The organism is Streptococcus sp. 32226D021BW, assembly GCF_053545015.1.
This window is the reverse complement of record NZ_JBPPVC010000005.1, coordinates 112,144-131,388: the sequence shown is the minus strand read 5'-3', so window position 1 is coordinate 131,388 and position 19,245 is coordinate 112,144. Positions and strand designations below refer to the sequence as shown.

The 19,245-nt window shown below is 41.5% G+C and carries 16 protein-coding genes; 15 read left to right on the top strand and 1 reads right to left on the bottom strand.

Translation table 11 applies throughout. The annotated features are described in order from the left end of the window. Positions 1 to 236 precede the first annotated feature (236 nt). The 15 genes from recJ (at position 237) to ACEE44_RS04865 (ending at position 16,474) form a co-directional block, all read left to right on the top strand. Entirely contained in the window at positions 237 to 2,450 is a 2,214-nt protein-coding gene (gene recJ / locus ACEE44_RS04935) for a single-stranded-DNA-specific exonuclease RecJ (protein ID WP_449171459.1), read from the top strand. A 44-nt stretch (positions 2,451 to 2,494) separates the two neighbouring features. Next, the gene (locus ACEE44_RS04930; protein WP_449171458.1) at positions 2,495 to 3,586 is read left to right on the top strand and encodes a DUF3114 domain-containing protein; all 1,092 of its coding nucleotides are present in this window, start codon (positions 2,495 to 2,497) and stop codon (positions 3,584 to 3,586) included. Between the two features lie 26 nt (positions 3,587 to 3,612). Further along, positions 3,613 to 4,125: an adenine phosphoribosyltransferase gene (locus ACEE44_RS04925; RefSeq protein ID WP_222328175.1), complete on the top strand. Its 513-nt coding sequence runs from the start codon at positions 3,613 to 3,615 to the stop codon at positions 4,123 to 4,125. Between the two features lie 101 nt (positions 4,126 to 4,226). Then, complete coding sequence (gene metA / locus ACEE44_RS04920) at positions 4,227 to 5,168, top strand: homoserine O-acetyltransferase MetA (protein ID WP_248049544.1); 942 nt, start codon at positions 4,227 to 4,229, stop codon at positions 5,166 to 5,168. 16 nt (positions 5,169 to 5,184) lie between these two features. Beyond that, positions 5,185 to 5,859 carry a DnaD domain-containing protein gene (locus ACEE44_RS04915; protein WP_449171457.1) on the top strand — a complete coding sequence of 225 codons (675 nt, stop codon included), beginning with the start codon at positions 5,185 to 5,187 and terminating at the stop codon, positions 5,857 to 5,859. Between the two features lies 1 nt (position 5,860). Continuing rightward, entirely contained in the window at positions 5,861 to 6,547 is a 687-nt protein-coding gene (locus ACEE44_RS04910; protein WP_449171456.1) for a tRNA (adenine(22)-N(1))-methyltransferase, read from the top strand. After that, positions 6,534 to 7,328 carry a Nif3-like dinuclear metal center hexameric protein gene (locus ACEE44_RS04905; protein WP_449171455.1) on the top strand — a complete coding sequence of 265 codons (795 nt, stop codon included), beginning with the start codon at positions 6,534 to 6,536 and terminating at the stop codon, positions 7,326 to 7,328. The genes ACEE44_RS04910 and ACEE44_RS04905 overlap by 14 nt, the downstream gene beginning before the upstream one ends. 103 nt (positions 7,329 to 7,431) lie before the next feature. Beyond that, complete coding sequence (locus ACEE44_RS04900; protein ID WP_105113958.1) at positions 7,432 to 8,256, top strand: ZIP family metal transporter; 825 nt, start codon at positions 7,432 to 7,434, stop codon at positions 8,254 to 8,256. Positions 8,257 to 8,360: 104 nt separating this feature from the next. Continuing rightward, positions 8,361 to 9,230, top strand: a complete 870-nt coding sequence (gene rfbA / locus ACEE44_RS04895) for a glucose-1-phosphate thymidylyltransferase RfbA (RefSeq protein WP_449171454.1) — start codon at positions 8,361 to 8,363, stop codon at positions 9,228 to 9,230. Then, the gene (locus ACEE44_RS04890) at positions 9,230 to 9,823 is read left to right on the top strand and encodes a dTDP-4-dehydrorhamnose 3,5-epimerase family protein (RefSeq protein WP_002937119.1); all 594 of its coding nucleotides are present in this window, start codon (positions 9,230 to 9,232) and stop codon (positions 9,821 to 9,823) included. The genes rfbA and ACEE44_RS04890 overlap by 1 nt, the downstream gene beginning before the upstream one ends. Then, positions 9,823 to 10,308, top strand: coding sequence for a phosphoribosylanthranilate isomerase (locus tag ACEE44_RS04885; RefSeq protein WP_449171453.1), 486 nt, complete (start codon positions 9,823 to 9,825; stop codon positions 10,306 to 10,308). The genes ACEE44_RS04890 and ACEE44_RS04885 overlap by 1 nt, the downstream gene beginning before the upstream one ends. Before the next feature lie 360 nt (positions 10,309 to 10,668). Then, complete coding sequence (gene rfbB, locus ACEE44_RS04880; protein ID WP_002937117.1) at positions 10,669 to 11,715, top strand: dTDP-glucose 4,6-dehydratase; 1,047 nt, start codon at positions 10,669 to 10,671, stop codon at positions 11,713 to 11,715. Between the two features lie 54 nt (positions 11,716 to 11,769). Further along, a complete protein-coding gene (rfbD, locus tag ACEE44_RS04875) occupies positions 11,770 to 12,621 on the top strand; it encodes a dTDP-4-dehydrorhamnose reductase (RefSeq protein WP_449171452.1) in 852 nt (283 codons plus the stop codon). Positions 12,622 to 12,830: 209 nt separating this feature from the next. Further along, entirely contained in the window at positions 12,831 to 15,917 is a 3,087-nt protein-coding gene (locus ACEE44_RS04870) for a GBS Bsp-like repeat-containing protein (protein WP_449171451.1), read from the top strand. Between the two features lie 83 nt (positions 15,918 to 16,000). Next, on the top strand, positions 16,001 to 16,474 hold the full coding sequence (locus tag ACEE44_RS04865; RefSeq protein WP_449171450.1) for a glycoside hydrolase family 73 protein: 474 nt from the start codon (positions 16,001 to 16,003) through the stop codon (positions 16,472 to 16,474). 50 nt (positions 16,475 to 16,524) lie between these two features. Here ACEE44_RS04865 and ACEE44_RS04860 read toward each other — a convergent pair whose 3' ends face one another. Continuing rightward, positions 16,525 to 19,077, bottom strand: coding sequence for an LTA synthase family protein (locus ACEE44_RS04860; protein ID WP_449171449.1), 2,553 nt, complete (start codon positions 19,075 to 19,077; stop codon positions 16,525 to 16,527). Between the last annotated feature and the right edge of the window lie 168 nt (positions 19,078 to 19,245).

The following is a 19,245-nucleotide window of genomic DNA, read 5'->3' as shown; positions in this document are numbered from 1 at the left end:
TATATCGTTATTTTCTGTTTTTCCTACTCTACGAAAGTGGATTGATTAGCTTGACTTATTTTCGACTGTTGCTTTGCTTTGAGTATCTGTTCCGTGTCTGAACGCTACTTCATTTGACATATCATCGTATTAAATCTTTTATGGAGCAAGGACTCAACTGTTTGATTTGAGTTTACCTTGCTCCATTTTTCTTTGAAAATGGTATAATAGTAGGATAGCTTAAAGGAGTGAAAAACGTGATAAAACCCAATTATGACTGGCAATTATTGACCGGTTTTTCTGATGAACAATTTATCAAAGTCGCTAAAAAAGAAGGATTGGACCCTGTAGCTGCAAAGTTACTCTACGAACGTGGTATTCAGTCGGCGGAAGCTTTGCAAGCTTTTTTACAACCAAGCCTCGAAGATCTCCACGACCCTTACCTACTTCACGATATGGACAAGGCGGTAGAGCGAATCCGTCGTGCCATTGAAGATTATGAACAAATCTTGATTTATGGGGATTATGATGCGGACGGGATGACATCGGCATCAATCCTCAAGGAAACCTTGGAGGAAATGGGAGCAGAAGTCCAGGTCTATCTTCCAAACCGTTTTACAGATGGCTATGGTCCCAACCAGTCGGTTTATAAGTATTTTATCGAGCAACAGGGCATTTCTCTGATTGTGACGGTGGATAATGGCGTTGCGGGTCATGAAGCCATTGCCTATGCTCAGGAAATGGGTGTCGATGTTGTCGTGACTGACCACCATTCCATGCAGGAAACTCTTCCCAACGCCTATGCCATTGTTCACCCAGAACATCCAGAGGGTAACTATCCCTTCAAACACCTAGCTGGTTGTGGTGTGGCCTTTAAACTGGCCTGTGCTCTTCTTGAAACGGTTCATGCAGACTTGCTAGACTTGGTTGCCATTGGTACTATCGCTGATATGGTTAGCCTAACAGGTGAAAATCGTGTTATGGTCAAGTACGGTCTTTCTCTTCTTAAACAAACTGAGCGAGCAGGTCTTCAGGAATTATTCAAAATTGCAGGAATTGATGTTGACAGTATTGACGAAGAAACTATTGGTTTCCAACTTGCTCCGAGATTGAATGCTCTGGGACGTCTGGATGATCCAAATCCAGCCATCGAATTATTGACTGGTTTTGACTATGAAGAAGCCCATGAGATTGCTCTCATGATTGATAGTAAGAACGTCGAGCGCAAGGATATCGTTCAAGCCATCTATGATGAGGCCAAGTCCATGCTTCGTTCTGATAGACCTGTGCAGGTTCTAGCTAAAGAGGGCTGGAACCCAGGTGTTCTAGGAATTGTTGCAGGTCGTTTGCTTGAAGAACTACACCAGCCCGTCATTGTCTTGTCCATAGAAGATGGTAAGGCCAAGGGCTCTGCCCGCTCGGTTGAGGCTGTGGATATTTTCCAGGCCCTCAAAGATCACCAAGACCTCTTTATCGCCTTTGGTGGCCATGCTGGTGCGGCTGGAATGACCCTGGAAGTGGAAAAATTGGACCAGTTGGCCGATACACTGACAGCCTACATCATTGAGAACAAGCTGGACTTGTCTAGCAAATCTTCCCTTGTCTTAGATGAAGAATTGGACTTGGAAGAATTAACTCTTGATACGCTAAAGTCCTTTGAAAAATTAGCACCCTACGGCATGGACAATAAAAAGCCGATTTTCTATGTCAAGGATTTCCAAGTGGAATCTGCGCGGACCATGGGGCAGAATAATGCCCACCTCAAACTTCGTATTACCAAAGGGGCGGCTGGTTTTGATGTGGTGGCTTTTGGCAAGGGCAATCTAGCCCTAGAATTTTCACAAGTCAAAGACCTAGAGTTAGCCGTAACTCTTTCTGTTAACAAGTGGAATGGCAATACAAGTCTCCAGCTCATGTTGGTAGATGCTAGGGTCAATGGTGTCCAACTCTATAATATTCGCGGTAAACAACACCAGCTGCCAGTTGGCATTCCTGTTTTGGATGTGGCCAATCCAGCGACGGATGAAAAAGCCATTGTTCTAGCTAGTTTGCCTGAAGATATCAGCAGTCTGCGCAGCTATTTCCAAGAAAATGAATTTGAGGCAATTTACTTTAAAAACGAAATTGCCAAACCTTACTATCTGGATGGCTACGGCAGCCGGGACCAATTTGCCAAATTGTACAAGACCATTTATCAGTTTGATGAGTTTGATGTGCGCTATAAATTGAAAGATTTGGCTGCTTACTTGAAAATCAAGGACACCCTGTTAGTGAAAATGATTCAAATTTTCCAAGAATTGGAATTTGTGACCATTACGGACGGTGTCATGCGGGTCAACAAGGAAGCGCAGAAGCGGGAAATTTCAGAAAGTCAGATTTACCAAGACTTGAAAGAAACAGTTATCCAGCAAGAATTGATGGCACTTGGCACGGTTCAGGAAATTTATGACTGGCTATGTGGTCAAGTTTGATGATACTTGTATTTCTTGGTCTTCTGCTTTTATTAGGTATCTTTATGTTAATCAGAAACATCAATGGCCGGAAAAAATCCTTGAAAGCCTTGGAAGGAGTTGAACCAGTCCGGCAAGCCTTGACAGTATTGAGGAGCAGAGGGTGGTCAGAAAAGGCGATTTACAAGGCATTTCTTAAAGATTTACTGCAATTGCCACAAGAAGAAATTCCAGTATTTGTCCAAAAATTCATGGATGAACTTTCGATTTTTGCCTCAACCAGTTTTTACAAGTTGTTAAAAGCTGAAAGTTCGTCTATGACCAAAGAACAAGCACGGAGTTTGGTAGGGCAGGTTATGGAGATCTTGGAAGCTCCAGAAGAACTACACCAAAGCCACCTGTCTGACTTGCTAGGGAAAATAGACGGTAACTGCCCTCCCCACCATCCTTTCTGGCGCTTGTTTGCTGACTTAATTGACAAGGCCTTTCCTGGTCAGGAGCTGGCAGAGGAGGGTAAATTTAGCAAACAAGTCCATCAATTGCGCTATCTGATTTCCTACCAGCAGGCGACTTGGGTTCGTCAGCACTATGGACAAGGAAAATCAGATTGGCAGGCCTTGGCAGCCTACCTGGCTAGTCTGCCTCGTTGGTCCTATCGTTTGAGAGAATCTGCCCGTCTGCATAATAAGCAATTTTTTGCTAGGGATGAGAAAAAAATATTACCCATCAATCTTAAGGTCTTGATTGGATTTCATAGCGAATTCATCCTGGTACAAGATGGACAATTTGCCTTGATTTTAGAAGAAAGACCTTCTAAAAACGGTGTTGTCAATGGAGCCTCTTTCAATTATGCCAGAGCCAATAATCAGCGCCATTACCAGTTAGACATGGCTCCAGTCGGTCCGCATGACCCTCCTTTTCGTAAGAAAATGATTAGGTCTAAAGCTGGGACCTATCTTTCTCCTACTCGCATTTCTAAGCATAAAAGCAAGCTTAATCAGACAGCTTGGGAACAATCTTATTTCAATTCCCAAGGCTATTTTTCCCATAAGGGACATAGCAGAGCTGCGCTTGTAGCTAGCTTGGGTAGGCGATTTGCCAAAGATATAAGATTTGAAATGTACCAAAAACTAATTTCATGGTATAATAAAGAGTAAAACTAAAAATTTAAAGAGAGATGAAAATGAACTTAAAAGATTACATCGCAACCATTCCTGATTATCCAAAAGAAGGTATCGAATTCCGTGACATCAGTCCTTTGATGGCTGATGGCAACGCTTATAGCTATGCCGTACGTGAAATTGTTCAGTACGCGACTGACAAGCAAATCGATATGATTGTTGGTCCAGAGGCGCGTGGTTTCATCGTGGGATGCCCAGTTGCTTTTGAATTGGGTATTGGTTTTGCCCCAGTTCGTAAGCCAGGCAAACTACCACGCGAAGTTATCTCAGCTGACTATGAAAAAGAGTATGGTGTGGATACTTTGACCATGCATGCGGATGCGATTAAGCCAGGTCAACGTGTTCTTATCGTTGACGACTTGTTGGCAACTGGTGGTACTGTCAAAGCGACCATCGAAATGATTGAAAAACTTGGCGGTATTGTTGCAGGTTGCGCCTTCTTGATCGAGTTGGATGATCTCAAGGGTCGCGAAGCAATCGGTGATTACGACTATAAAGTCTTGATGCATTATTAAGATTGTTATAGCCAAAACTTATAACTGGTACTTATTTTCTTCTAATTGAATTGCATAACAACCTGTCTTATAATAAATATAAGAAACTCAGGAGGTTGCTTATGCCGATTAAAATTGAAAAATCATTACCAGCAGTAGATATTTTGAGAGAAGAGAATATTTTTGTCATGGACAGCGTCCGTGCAAGTCATCAGGACATTCGCCCTATCAAGATTTTAATTCTCAATCTCATGCCACAGAAAATTGTGACGGAGACTCAGCTGCTCCGTCTTTTAGCAAATACTCCCTTGCAATTAGAAGTTGAATTTCTATACATGGCAAGTCATGAGTCAAAAAATACTCATTCGGATCACTTGGAGCAATTTTATAAGACATTTGAACAGGTCAAGGATGAGTTTTTTGATGGTTTGATTGTCACAGGGGCACCAGTGGAGAATTTAGCATTTGAAGAAGTAGATTATTGGCAAGAGCTAGTTCAAGTCTTCGAATGGTCTAAGGCTCATGTTTATTCAACCCTACATATTTGTTGGGGGGCGCAGGCTGGTTTATATGCTCGCTATGGCGTGCCAAAACACTCCATGGCAAGAAAATTATCAGGTGTTTATTGTCAAGAGGTAACCTATCCCACTTGTTCTCTCATGCGTGGATTTGACGACGAATTTCGGTCACCACACTCACGCTACACAGAGGTCAAGGAAGAGGATATTGCCCATCTAGATGACTTGTTGATTTTGTCACAGGGCAAGGATGTGGGATTGTCAATTTTAGCTAGCAAGGACTTGAGAGAAGTCTATAGTTTTGGGCATCTGGAATATGACAGAGATACATTAGCTAAAGAATACCAGCGGGATTGTTTGGCAGGAAAAAATCCCCATGTCCCAGAAAATTACTTCAAGGAAGACGATCCTACAAGTAGACCATCCTTGTCCTGGAACCTTCCAGCAGCCCAATTCTTTACGAATTGGGTCAACTATGCTGTCTATCAGGAAACACCTTATGATTGGAAAACCTTTGAGCAGTCAGCCCTTTCAGCAAGTCTTTAGTCTTTAAAGAGGAAATATGAACTATTCACAGCAATTTCGGCAGGGACAACTGGTCCTTCCTGCAGCGATTTTATTTCATTATCAGGAGCTTTTTCCATCAGCAGATGATTTTTTGGTCTGGCAATTTTTCTTTTATCAAAATACATCACCGCTAGAAGCCTTGGCTCCTAGTGAGATTGCTCAGGCAATCGGCAGGACTGTTGCCCAGGTCAACCAGTCTATTGAAAATTTGCAAGAAGCTGGCCTACTGGACTTTAAGACCATCAGCATTGCTGGTGAAATTGAAATGATTTTCGATGCCTTTCCGGCCTTAGAAAAGTTAGATGAATTACTAGCTCCTAAAGAAGCAGTCCAATTCCTTTCGGCTGAAAATGACTTGAAAACCATGGTCGGTGAGTTTGAACGGGAGTTGGGGCGCCTCTTGTCACCTTATGAAATTGAGGATTTACAGAAGACAATCGAAGATGATAAAACTTCTGTTGACTTGGTTCGGGCCGCCTTAAAAGAAGCTGTTTTTAACAATAAAACCAATTGGAAATACATCCAGGCTATTTTGCGCAACTGGCGTCGGGAAGGCATCACAAGTGTCGCTCAGGTAGAAGCTAAAAATGCAGAAAGAGAAGGCCAACAAGCTAAAAATGTGACAGTTTCAAGTGACTTTTTGGATGCCATGTGGATGTGGAAAGATTAAAATGGAAACAAGATTATCAAAAAGACTGGCAACAGTCTCAGACTATGTGCCCCAAGGGGCTCGACTAGCAGATGTAGGGAGTGACCATGCTTATCTCCCTCTTTTTTTGGTGGAACAGGGCAGAATTGAATTTGCGGTCGCTGGTGAAGTGGTTCAAGGTCCCTACCAGTCAGCTCTTCAAAATGTGGAGCAGGCAGGGCAGTCAGACAAGATTTCAGTTCGCCTGGCAAATGGTTTGGCAGCAGTTGAGCAGGCTGATCAAATCAGTACCGTGACAATTGCGGGAATGGGTGGTCGTCTGATTGCGGATATTCTTGAGGCTGGTAAGGACAAGCTGGTTTCTGTAGAGCGATTGGTTTTGCAGCCCAACAATCGTGAAGACGATGTCCGTCGTTGGCTGGCCGCCCATGATTTTCAGATTATTGCAGAGGAAATCTTGGAAGAGAATGACAAGATTTATGAAATCTTAGTGGCGGAGAAAGGCAAGTCAGACTTAACTGCTGACCAGTTGCGGTTTGGTCCTTATTTGCTGGAAGAGCAGTCTGCAGCCTTCCAGAAGAAGTGGCTCAAGGAACTGGACAAGTTGACCTATGCCTTGGAACAAGTACCCCTTGAACGCCAAGCTGACCGCTCTGCCATTTCTCAAAAAATCCAACAAATTCAGGAGGTGCTTCATGTTAGCAAGTAAAGTGATTGAGCGTTATCAGGCTTTTTGTCCGCCATCTTTGGCTATGGAGGGCGATGTGAAAGGGCTGCAAATCGGTACGCTCAAGAAGGACATTCGTCGGGTCATGGTGGCTCTGGATATCCGTGAAACGACGGTGGCAGAGGCTATTGACAAGCAGGTGGACTTGATTATCGTCAAGCATGCTCCGATTTTCCGTCCGATCAAGGATTTGGTGGCGGACAATCTTCAGACCAAGATCTATCTGGATCTGGTTAAGCACGATATTGCGGTCTATGTTAGCCATACAGATATAGATGTGGTAGACGGCGGCCTCAACGACTGGTTCTGTGAGCTTCTGGACATTCAGGATACTAGCTATCTGATTGAAACTGCTGAGGGGCAGGGGCTGGGTCGTGTGGGGACAATAGCAGAGCAGACCTTGGAAGAATTAGCCTTGAAAGTCAAGTCGGTCTTTGGTCTAGATGCTGTTCGTCTGGTGACCTATGGGCATCAAGCCCAGCAGTATGTCAGTCGTGTGGCGATTTGTGGCGGAAGTGGCGGTTCCTACTACCATGAGGCTCTTGCCAAGGGGGCAGATGTTTACATCACGGGCGATATTTACTACCATACGGGTCAGGATATGCTGACACAAGGCTTGCTGGCGATTGATCCAGGTCATCATATCGAAGCCTTGTTTATCAAAAAAATTGCAGATTTACTGGAAACTTGGAAAACAGAAGAGGGCTGGGATGTGGACATTCTTCCTTCGACCGTTTCCACCAATCCATTTAGACACTTGTAAAAGTCACAAAAGTTGTGGCTTTTTTCTGTCTTCCTCTTGATTTTTTAGGATAGTTAGGGTATCCTAATTATCATACTATGTGCAGTTAAAAAGGAGATGTGAAATGGCTTGGTTTACGGAACAGTCTGTGGTTCTACAGGCGCTGCTGGGTGGTTTATTTACATGGTTTTGTACTATTCTGGGTTCAGCCATTGTCTTTTTCTTTAAGACGGTCAGTCGTCGCTTGCTGGATACCATGCTTGGTTTTGCTGCCGGTGTCATGATTGCAGCTTCATTTTGGTCCTTGCTGGCTCCGTCTATTGAATATGCTGAAGCTTCCTATGGCAGTCTGGCTTGGATTCCAGCTGCAGTCGGCTTTGCAGTCGGTGGTATTTTCTTGCGTTTGGTGGATGCCTGGGTACCGCATTTGCACTTGGGACATGATAAAGAGCAGGCAGAAGGTGGCGACGAGAAGAACAGGAAAAACCTATCTAAGACAGCTCTGCTATTTTTGGCTATTACTATCCACAATATTCCCGAAGGCTTGGCAGTCGGAGTGACTTTTGGTGCCTTGGCTTCTAATTACAGTCCAGCTGCTTTTGTAGGTGCTTTAGGACTTGCGATTGGAATTGGTTTGCAAAATATCCCTGAGGGTGCAGCCTTGGCCATTCCTATTCGGACGGATGGAGCGTCACGATGGAAGGCGTTTTATTGGGGCTCCATGTCCGCCATTGTTGAGCCGATTGCAGCCCTGATTGGTGCGGTGGCGGTGACGTATATGACACCGATTTTACCTTACGCCCTGTCCTTTGCGGCAGGAGCTATGATTTTCGTTGTGGTGGAAGAATTGATTCCAGAATCTCAGACCAATGGCAATACAGATATTGCAACACTTGGGCTCATGGCTGGGTTTATCATTATGATGGTTCTGGATGTTGCACTTGGTTAAGGAATAAAAGGAGGAAGTCTGATGTTCAGGCTTTTTTCTTATGACTTTATCTCTGAAAATATGGTATAATGAACTGATTATTAAATGAGGGAAGGTACTCTTATATGAAAGGTATTATTCTAGCAGGTGGTTCAGGTACACGCCTTTATCCTCTGACTCGTGCAGCATCCAAGCAGTTGATGCCCATTTACGATAAACCAATGATCTATTATCCCTTGTCAACCCTCATGTTGGCAGGGATTAAGGATATTTTGATTATCTCAACTCCGCAGGATTTGCCTCGTTTCAAGGATATGTTAGGCGATGGTTCAGAATTGGGGATCTCTCTTTCTTACGCTGAACAACCGAGTCCAGACGGCTTGGCACAAGCCTTTATCATCGGTGAAGACTTTATTGGTGATGACAATGTAGCCTTGATTTTGGGTGATAATATTTACCATGGAAATGGCTTGACCAAGATGTTGCAACGGGCTGCTAGCAAAGAAAAAGGTGCGACAGTATTCGGTTACCAAGTCAAAGATCCAGAGCGTTTTGGTGTGGTGGAATTTGACGTAGACATGAATGCCATTTCCATCGAAGAAAAACCAGAAGTGCCAAAATCAAACTTTGCGGTTACTGGTCTCTACTTCTATGACAACGATGTTGTGGAGATTGCCAAAAATATCAAACCGTCCCCTCGTGGTGAGTTGGAAATTACAGATGTCAACAAGGCCTACCTTGAACGTGGCGACTTGTCTGTGGAACTCATGGGACGTGGATTTGCTTGGTTGGATACAGGTACGCATGAAAGCCTCTTGGAAGCTGCGCAGTACATCGAAACGGTTCAACGCTTGCAAAATGTTCAAGTTGCGAACTTGGAAGAAATTGCCTACCGCATGGGCTACATTACAAAAGAACAAGTACATGAATTGGCGCAACCCCTTAAGAAAAATGAATACGGACAATACTTGCTCCGTTTGATTGGAGAAGCCTAATGACAGAAAACTTTTTCGGTAAAACACTAGCAGCTCGCCCAGTTGAAGCTATTCCAGGAATGTTAGAATTCGACATTCCTGTTCATGGCGACAACCGTGGCTGGTTTAAGGAGAATTTCCAAAAGGAAAAAATGCTTCCGCTCGGCTTCCCTGAAAGCTTCTTTGCAGAAGGAAAATTGCAAAATAATGTTTCCTTCTCTCGCAAAAACGTTCTTCGTGGTCTTCATGCAGAGCCTTGGGATAAATACATTTCAGTAGCAGACGGTGGTAAGGTTTTGGGAACTTGGGTCGATCTTCGTGAAGGCGAAACCTTCGGTAATACCTATCAAACTGTTATCGATGCTTCAAAAGGTATCTTCGTCCCACGTGGCGTTGCCAATGGTTTCCAAGTTTTGTCAGATTTCGTGGCTTACAGCTACTTGGTCAACGACTACTGGGCTTTGGAACTCAAGCCTAAGTATGCCTTCGTCAACTACGCTGACCCTAGCCTCGACATCCAGTGGGAGAACCTAGAGGAAGCGGAAGTTTCAGAGGCAGATAAAAATCACCCACTTCTCAAAGACGTCAAGCCTTTGAGAAAAGAGGACCTCTAATGTTTCAAGCCTTTTTGGAAATAGCAGAGCAGCTAAACAAGCTAGGAATTACCCCCTTGTTAATGGGCTCAGTTGGTTTGGAAAGGCGGACAGGGAGGGACTGGCAGGCAGGAGATTTGGATATCCATGTTCCAAGTGATCCGCTTGGCTGGGACGCCCCAGACGACGAACGGATTTACCGTGCAGATGAGCTGATAGCCATGATGAATCAACTCGGCTATGTCCTGGTTGACCGTCACGAACATGAATTTCATAAAGATGGCTTATCTGTTGAATTCGGTGGACTTCACTCACTGCCTGAATTTGCTGGTGTAGAGCTAGAAGATTTGGAAGAACTAGAAACAGCAGGTGTTCGCTATTTCCTACCGACGCTTGAACAATACCTAAAAATCTACCAAGCCTCTTCAAAAGATTCCTACCGAGCAGAAAATAACAATCAAAAAGACTTTGCTAAGATTGCTTACTTGAAAGAAATCTTGAAGTAGTCTGATAATGCAAGAGGGCGAGCAAAGCTAGCCAATAGCGATAGTTTCCGCCGTAGTGAAAATAGGAGCCTGTATTCATAGTTCAGTACGTTCATCTAAGGCTATTTTTTCAGCTATTCATCGTTAGTTTTTTTCAGAATACAGTCAGTATTCCCTCAAAAAACTGCCTTGATTAGCGAAAAACTATCTCTTATATAAAAGTACTTCACTTGTGAATACAGGTTCCGAGATTACGTTTTACGTAATCTTGCAGGGAAATTTTGAAACCTTAGGTTCAAAATTTAGCCATGAAACCGAAGGTTTGCTGGCGTCCCCACTACCTAAGGAAACTATCAAAATAAGAAAAATTCGGAGAAAAAAATGTCTCAATTTAAAAATATCATCGTAACTGGTGGAGCTGGTTTCATCGGTTCAAACTTCGTACACTATGTGTATAACAATCATCCAGACGTTCACGTAACTGTTTTGGATAAACTCACTTATGCAGGAAACAAGGCTAACTTGGAAGCTATTCTTGGTGACCGTGTTGAGCTTGTTGTTGGTGATATCGCAGATGCTGAATTGGTTGATAAATTAGCAGCTAAGGCAGACGCCATTGTTCACTATGCGGCAGAAAGCCACAACGACAACTCTCTTAACGATCCAAGCCCATTTATCCATACCAACTTTATCGGTACTTACACTTTGCTTGAAGCAGCTCGTAAATACGACATCCGTTTCCACCATGTATCGACTGACGAAGTATACGGTGACCTTCCTTTGCGTGAAGATTTGCCAGGTCATGGCGAAGGTCCAGGCGAGAAATTTACTGCGGAAACCAACTACAACCCATCATCACCTTACTCATCAACCAAGGCTGCATCCGACTTGATTGTCAAAGCATGGGTACGTTCATTTGGTGTCAAAGCAACGATTTCAAACTGTTCAAACAACTACGGTCCTTACCAACACATCGAGAAATTTATCCCACGCCAAATCACCAATATCTTGGCAGGTATTAAGCCAAAACTTTACGGTGAAGGCAAGAATGTTCGTGACTGGATCCATACCAACGACCACTCGACTGGTGTTTGGGCAATTTTGACAAAAGGTCGTATGGGTGAAACTTACCTAATCGGTGCTGACGGTGAGAAGAACAATAAGGAAGTTCTTGAATTGATTCTTGAAAAAATGGGTCAACCAAAAGATGCTTACGACCACGTGACTGACCGTGCAGGACACGATTTGCGCTATGCTATTGACGCAAGCAAACTTCGTGATGAACTTGGCTGGACACCACAATTTACAGATTTCTCTCAAGGTTTGGAAGAAACTATCCAGTGGTATACAGATAACCAAGACTGGTGGAAGGCTGAAAAAGAAGCTGTTGAAGCTAATTACGCGAAAACGCAAGAAGTTATTAAATAAGACAATTGAAGGCTGGGGCTTTGGTCCAAGCCTTTCTTGAAATAAGGAGCAAATATGATTTTAATTACAGGTGCAAATGGTCAGTTGGGAACTGAGTTACGTTACCTCTTGGATGAGCGTGGTGTCGAGTATGTTGCTGCTGACGTAGCAGAAATGGACATCACAGATGCAGAAAAGGTAGATGCCTTCTTTGCAGAGGTCAAGCCAAGTGTTGTTTACCACTGTGCAGCCTATACAGCTGTTGATATGGCTGAGGATGAAGGCAAGGAACTCAACTACAAGATTAACGTAACAGGCTCTGAAAATGTTGCCAAGGCAGCAGCCAAATACGGTGCAACCCTTGTTTATATCTCAACAGACTATGTTTTCAACGGTGATTTGCCAGTCGGTCAAGAGTGGCAAGTAGATGACCAACCAGATCCTCAATCTGAATACGGTCGTACCAAGCGTCTGGGTGAAGAAGTAGTCGAGAAATTTGCTGACAAATTCTACACCGTTCGTACAGCTTGGGTCTTTGGTAACTACGGTAAAAACTTTGTTTTCACCATGCAAAATCTTGCGGAAACCCGCGATACCTTGACAGTTGTTAACGACCAACACGGTCGCCCAACTTGGACCCGTACCCTTGCGGAATTCATGGTACACTTGGTTGAAACTGGTCAAGAATTTGGCTATTATCATTTGTCAAACGATGCGGCAGAAGATACAACCTGGTTTGACTTTGCGACAGAAATCCTCAAGGATACTAACACCAAAGTATTGCCAGTGGATTCTAGCCAATTCCCAGCCAAAGCAAAACGTCCATTTAACTCAACCATGAGCTTGGATAAGGCAAAAGCCACAGGCTTTGTCATCCCAACTTGGCAAGAAGCTCTGGAAGCTTTTTATAAGCAGGGGAAATGCTAATTTTTCTTCATTCTACTGGTCAAAATTTTCTATAATAACTTTTCATCAAAAAAGAAATATGCTATAATTAAAATTGTATAATTATAGAAGGTGGGTGGTAGTTTTCTATACCAATATTGAACAGTATGCTTTGCAAATGTATTTGTGAGCATACTAGAATACTCAAGAAACTTTTCGAGGTGAGAAGTTTCGTAGAAAAGGAGGAATTAGTGAAAAAGATAATTGTATTCCTTTCACTTTGCACATTGGTCTTAAGTAGTCAAGTTGTTCATGCTGATGCTGAAAATGTAACGCCTCAGAATGCTATTGCGGGAGTTGTAGCCAATTCTAGCGGACAGCCATCGGTCGAGCAAGAAAATAGTTATTCGGCTACTTTGGAGAATGTAACAGAGGAAAACGAATCAGGTTCAGCACAGCTTAACTCGACTAGCTCTACAGTTGTAAGTTCGTCATCTTCCATTGATTTACAAGTGGAGGAAGAGGTAAGGAGTATTTCAGAGGAAGCTGATAGTTCTAATAATGCTAGCACATCCAATCTTTCGGACCTATCCGCTGGCACTAGCACATCCAGTGTTTCTGATCAATCCACTGACACTAGCACGTCCAGTGTTTCTGTTCTATCCACTGATATTAGCACGTCCAAACTTTCGGAAAGCTCTACTGATGAAATCAGTACGTCCAGTCTTACGGCGTCTTCTACTGAAGCTAGTATTCCAAATCCGTCCACTAGAGCAAGTACTAAATCTGTAATTTCTAGTGTAACTGAAACAAGTTCATCAACTTCATCGACACAGGTTGGAACCAGTTTACGTTCGATGCCAAGGACAACGAGTCTTTCAGGCAATCTTTCAGTTTCGAATGTCAATGCCCAATCAGGTAGCTTTGATGTCCATGTTACTAATGTATCAGCCCCACGAGGATTGAGCAAAATCTTGGTTCCCACTTGGACGGAAAGCAATGGACAAGATGACATCATTTACCATACTGCAGATCGTCAATCAGACGGAAGTTACAAAGTAACGGTTCCTAATAGTAAGCATAAGTATGGCACAGGTAAGTACTATATTCACTTGTATTATCGCGGTACGGATGGCAGTATGACCTATGTTGCTCAAACGACCACTACCTTACCAGAATTAAAGACAAGTGGTAATGTTTCAGTTTCGAATGTCAATGCCCAATCAGGTAGCTTTGATGTTCATGTTACTAATGTATCAGCCCCACGAGGATTGAGCAAAGTCTTGGTTCCCACTTGGACGGAAAGCAATGGACAAGATGACATCATTTACCATACTGCAGATCGTCAATCAGACGGAAGTTACAAAGTAACGGTTCCTAATAGTAAGCATAAGTATGGCACAGGTAAGTACCATATTCACTTGTATTATCGCGGTACGGATGGCAGTATGACCTATGTTGCTCAAACGACCACTACCTTACCAGAATTAAAGACAAGTGGTAATGTTTCAGTTTCGAATGTCAATGCCCAATCAGGTAGCTTTGATGTTCATGTTACTAATGTATCAGCCCCACGAGGTTTGAGTAAGGTTTTGGTTCCTACTTGGACGGAAAGCAATGGACAAGATGATATCATTTACCATACTGCAGATCGTCAATCAGACGGAAGCTTTAAAGTTACTGTTCCAAAGAGTAAGCATAAGTATGGCACAGGTAAGTACCATATTCACTTGTATTATCGCGGTACGGATGGCAGTATGACCTATGTTGCTCAAACGACCACTATTTTACCAGAATTAAAGACAAGTGGTAATGTTTCAGTTTCGAATGTCAATGCCCAATCAGGTAGCTTTGATGTCCATGTTACTAATGTATCAGCCCCACGAGGTTTGAGCAAGGTCTTGGTTCCTACTTGGACGGAAAGCAATGGACAAGATGACATCATTTACCATACTGCAGATCGTCAATCAGACGGAAGTTACAAAGTAACGGTTCCTAATAGCAAGCATAAGTATGGCATAGGTAAGTACCATATTCACTTGTATTATCGCGGTACGGATGGCAGTATGACCTATGTTGCTCAAACGACCACTACTTTACCAGAATTAAAGACAAGTGGTAATGTTTCAGTTTCGAATGTCAATGCCCAATCAGGTAGCTTTGATGTCCATGTTACTAATGTATCAGCCCCACGAGGTTTGAGTAAGGTTTTGGTTCCTACTTGGACGGAAAGCAATGGACAAGATGATATCATTTACCATACTGCAGATCGTCAATCAGACGGAAGCTTTAAAGTTACTGTTCCAAAGAGTAAGCATAAGTATGGCACAGGTAAGTACCATATTCACTTGTATTATCGCGGTACGGATGGCAGTATGACCTATGTTGCTCAAACGACCACTAATTTACCACAATCATCAGCTAAGGGGACAATTTCAGCTGAATTAGTTGATGCAACAAAGGGAACATTTTCTGTATCTGTTTCTAATGTTGTTGGTGCGGAGCCTATCAAAGATGTAGAGGTAGCAGTTTGGTCAGAAAAGAATAATCAAGATGATTTGAAATCTTACAGTGCAAATCGTAAAAGTGATGGAACATACCATGTAGAGGTAGCCAAAGGACTACATAGAAACGATACAGGTACGTACCACATAGAAGTGTATTATCGATATGCAAATACTAGAGATTTAATCGGCTCTACGACAGTAGATGTTCCATCAACACGTTCCTATACAGTTTATATTGACCCAGGTCATGGTGGTAGGGATTCGGGTGCTTCTTATGGGGGAATCCATGAGAAGAATTTAGCTATGTCTGTTTCAAATAAATTACGTGATAACCTTTTAGCACGTGGTATAAATGTATTGATGACTCGTACAGGCGATACAGATGTTGACTTCCGAACCGAACGTTCTCGTATGGCTAACGAAAGCAATGCGGACTTGTTTGTGAGTATCCACTTTAATGCGACGGGTATTGGTGTACAATCGACAGTAAAAGGAATTGAGACCTACTGGTATCAGTATGATCCTGAGTATCAGCCGAAAATCAATCAAGATAAACACAATGATCCAACACGCTTAGCTGAAAGCGAAATCTTAGCTGTAAAAGTTCAATCGAACTTAATCAAGGAAACAGGTGCGACTGACCGAGGTGTCAGAAGAGAAACCTTTGCAGTACTGAGAGAAACGGCCATTCCAGCGATTTTAGTAGAACTTGGTTTTATGGATAATCCATCTGAACTGGCTGTCATTAAGGAAGAGAAGTACCATGTTAAACTTGCTAAGGCTTTGACGCAAGGAATTATGGATTGGTATGGTTCTGTTGGGGGAAAGTAATTAACTCTGAACAATCATTCCAAAAGGCATATTCTAATGAAGAAACGAGCCGACTGGTTTCTACCAAAGCTATTGCGGCTCAAATGAATGATGTTCAGAAGTCGTTCGTAGAAGCGTTGAAACCAGCTGTTGTTTCAGTATCTAAGAAGACAGGTATTGTACCAAGTATTATTTTAGCGCAAGCTATTTTAGAAAGTGCTTGGGGAACCTCGAAACTAGCAAAAGAAGCCAATAATTTATTTGGGATAAAGGTTGGACAAAACTGGCAAGGCGAAACTTTTGAGGTTGAAACACGAGAAGTGCGAAATGGTACTTCTGTAACCGAAAAAGCCAGCTTTAGATCCTATAAATCAGTAGCTGATAGTGTGACGGATTATGGTAATTTCTTCACGTCAACTCCGTGGAGAACAAAAAATTATCAGGAATTTCGAACAGCGACTAATTATGTAGATGCAGCAAATGCTCTACAAAAGTCTGGATATGCTACTGATCCTCAGTATGGTGAAAAAATAAAATCAGTTATTGAACGCTATGCACTAAATAAATTGGATTCTTAGTTTTTGTTATAGAAAGAACTCTTGCTACCTCGGAGCAAGAGTTCTTTCTGTTATTCAAAAAATTCTAGTTTTGTCTGTTTATCAATAGCATTATTATATTCTAATTGGAGGTAGGTTTGGTAAATAGGCAGTTCCTCAATATTATCAATAGCTTTTCCAGTGGTGTCTAGATTACCCCAGCTTGTTAGGATAGGCATTGTCTTTTGTGCTTCATCCAAAAACTGGTGGTAGCCTGTCCGAGGTAATGGATACTTAGATTCAGCTAGTATGGACATTAAATAAGGGACTAAATAGTTAGGACTGATAGTTGTATTTTCCTTTTTAGGGATATCGAAGTTTGCCCAAATAACAAATGGAGTTGTATATTTGGCGGATGGACTATTTGTATCCATAAATTGAGTGTAGAACTCTTGACTTAAAGTTGGCTGATGATCACCATACATAATAATGACAGTTGGTTCTTTATATGTACTGAAAAAAGAAATGAGGTCCGCGAAAGCTTCGTCGGTATGTTTCATGCTTGTTAGGAATTCGGTTTCAGCTAAATAATCTGACGTAGAACCATTGATACTAACTTCCCTAGTGTAAGAGCTTTCGTTAGTTAAATAACCACCGTGTCCTTGCATTGTTACAACGAAGCTAAAGAGAGGGTTACTTCCTTTTTGAGAATAAAGTTTTTTCAAGTTATTAAATAAAAATTGATCAGATGGCCAATTTCTTTCAGTTGTTAAAGTTGAAAGAGTGTCTATACCAGGTTCTGAATCTAGGAAGTAGGACTTGTTGAAACCTAGAAGTGGATATACGGTTTTACGATTATAGTTATTCCCGGATTGAGGGTGCATAGCCACAGTATCATATTGCTGATTTTGAAGATAGGTTGCAAAAGAAGGGCGTTCTTGATTGATAATCTGTTGATATGGAAATAGATTGGATGACAGCAAACTAATAGGATTGCTTGTTAGAACCTCGTATTCAGTATTTGCAGTACCTCCTCCATAAACAGATACATTTAAAGTACCATGGATAGCATTGTCCTTCAGAGCATGTTGGTTTGCTAATGGATTAGGCTGCAGGTTAATGCCCTTTAGCTTAGAAAGATCAGCTTGTGATTCATTTTGGATGAAAATAATATTTGGTTGGGATTCTTGATTTACAATTTCAGTCGGATATTTTTCAAAAATGCTACCTAGTGTTGAAGTGGTATAACCTTTTGGTTTTGATATTTTACTATCTTCGTAGAAAGAAGCGAGCGAGAGTGGTAAGCCGTATTCACCGTATGTGACATACATTTTCCAATAATTTAAATCAATACTTACTTTATTGACTACTGCTCTATTGATAAATGGTATGAGTGTGAAAATGGCTAAGTATCCTATCAACAAATGAATGCAACGCTTTGTCCATCTCATTTGATAGACTTTTTTTGTGTTAGGGCATGGAACAAGTGTTTGTATATTGGACTTTGGCAGGCAGCTGTAGTAGGTAATTAGGATAAAACAGAATATTATGCTTTGTAGCATCCGATTATTAAAGGTAATAGCTACGCTAGATGCAATATTTAAGCCGTCTTCTAATTGGAAAATATTATAAAAGAGTAGTGGGGTTCCGCGACTTTCAATCATCATTTGATTGCTAATTCCCAACAAGATAGAACTCACAAGGATGAGTATACTAGCAAGTCGCAAATTAAATATGAACGATAATAAAATATAGAATAGTCCAATAATCAATGCATTATAGACGATATTTTCTTGTGAAAGTGTGGAAAATTGACTGTAGCTATTTTCGATAAGAAATAGAGAAAGTAGCGGGAGTGAGGTAAATGACAGGATGTTGGTAATAAACTTAGAAAAACGGATAAGCGTAAAGTGAACTTGCTGATAACCTAGAAAACTAGCGAAAATGAGAGTGGTGAGTGAAAACAGTAGCGATTGTAGTTCGCTTTGATTAAAACTAGAGTTGAACAAAACGAGCTCATTCCGATAGAATAGTGGATAAATGAATTCAATAATGAAATATTGAATTGCTAATAAGAGGATTAGAGATAAAAGTTTCCATTTTCTAATTTTCCACAGACTATTCCTTGTAATAAATAGGAATAGTCCACATGCCAGAATTACCAGATGTAAGTACCAGAGGAAATTTTGGTTACTAAACTGTATTTTGGTAGGTAGGGAAATGAAAACCAAGTTTTTATGTTTATCACCTTTGGAAGTATTTATTGTTCGGACTAATTCATTATCTACATAAATGCGAATATATTTATCCTTCTCACCTACCCTGTATTCAAAGCTAATGGATTTTACAGGAATTGATAAATCGAACTCCATAACATTATCCTTGGTTTGCGATATATAAAAAGTATCGACTACATTTTGTGTGACAATATACCATTCGTTTTTAACGACGGATTCGCTAGAAATGTATTTTCCGTTCAATTGAATACTATCAATGTATTGCTGAGTTTCATTTGCTTCAATACGAACCTTACCACTATTTTTGGAAACACCTAATTCTTTTTGGATGATATTGGTATAGTTAATGAATAGAATGCACAGGCAAAGTGTCAAGGAAATAGATATAAGCTTCTTTAGTAATTTCATTTTTATTTGTATTATTCTAATAGTTAGTTATTTCTTGGTAAAAACCAGTATACATTATATCAAATTTTTCTCATTAACTCAAAATTTCTCAATGACTTGTTTGAGGAAGAACTCACACCAAGTCAGGTTGTCTATAGGAAAAAAAATGAAAAAATGGTATAATGAAAA

Coding starts and splice junctions, on each gene's coding strand:
- ACEE44_RS04930 (WP_449171458.1), top strand. CDS start 2,495: ATGTTAATCAGAAACATCAATGGCCGGAAAAAATCCTTGAAAGCCTTG.
- ACEE44_RS04925 (WP_222328175.1), top strand. CDS start 3,613: ATGAACTTAAAAGATTACATCGCAACCATTCCTGATTATCCAAAAGAA.
- metA (WP_248049544.1), top strand. CDS start 4,227: ATGCCGATTAAAATTGAAAAATCATTACCAGCAGTAGATATTTTGAGA.
- ACEE44_RS04915 (WP_449171457.1), top strand. CDS start 5,185: ATGAACTATTCACAGCAATTTCGGCAGGGACAACTGGTCCTTCCTGCA.
- ACEE44_RS04910 (WP_449171456.1), top strand. CDS start 5,861: ATGGAAACAAGATTATCAAAAAGACTGGCAACAGTCTCAGACTATGTG.
- ACEE44_RS04905 (WP_449171455.1), top strand. CDS start 6,534: ATGTTAGCAAGTAAAGTGATTGAGCGTTATCAGGCTTTTTGTCCGCCA.
- ACEE44_RS04900 (WP_105113958.1), top strand. CDS start 7,432: ATGGCTTGGTTTACGGAACAGTCTGTGGTTCTACAGGCGCTGCTGGGT.
- rfbA (WP_449171454.1), top strand. CDS start 8,361: ATGAAAGGTATTATTCTAGCAGGTGGTTCAGGTACACGCCTTTATCCT.
- ACEE44_RS04890 (WP_002937119.1), top strand. CDS start 9,230: ATGACAGAAAACTTTTTCGGTAAAACACTAGCAGCTCGCCCAGTTGAA.
- ACEE44_RS04885 (WP_449171453.1), top strand. CDS start 9,823: ATGTTTCAAGCCTTTTTGGAAATAGCAGAGCAGCTAAACAAGCTAGGA.
- rfbB (WP_002937117.1), top strand. CDS start 10,669: ATGTCTCAATTTAAAAATATCATCGTAACTGGTGGAGCTGGTTTCATC.
- rfbD (WP_449171452.1), top strand. CDS start 11,770: ATGATTTTAATTACAGGTGCAAATGGTCAGTTGGGAACTGAGTTACGT.
- ACEE44_RS04865 (WP_449171450.1), top strand. CDS start 16,001: ATGAATGATGTTCAGAAGTCGTTCGTAGAAGCGTTGAAACCAGCTGTT.
- ACEE44_RS04860 (WP_449171449.1), bottom strand. CDS start 19,077: ATGAAATTACTAAAGAAGCTTATATCTATTTCCTTGACACTTTGCCTG.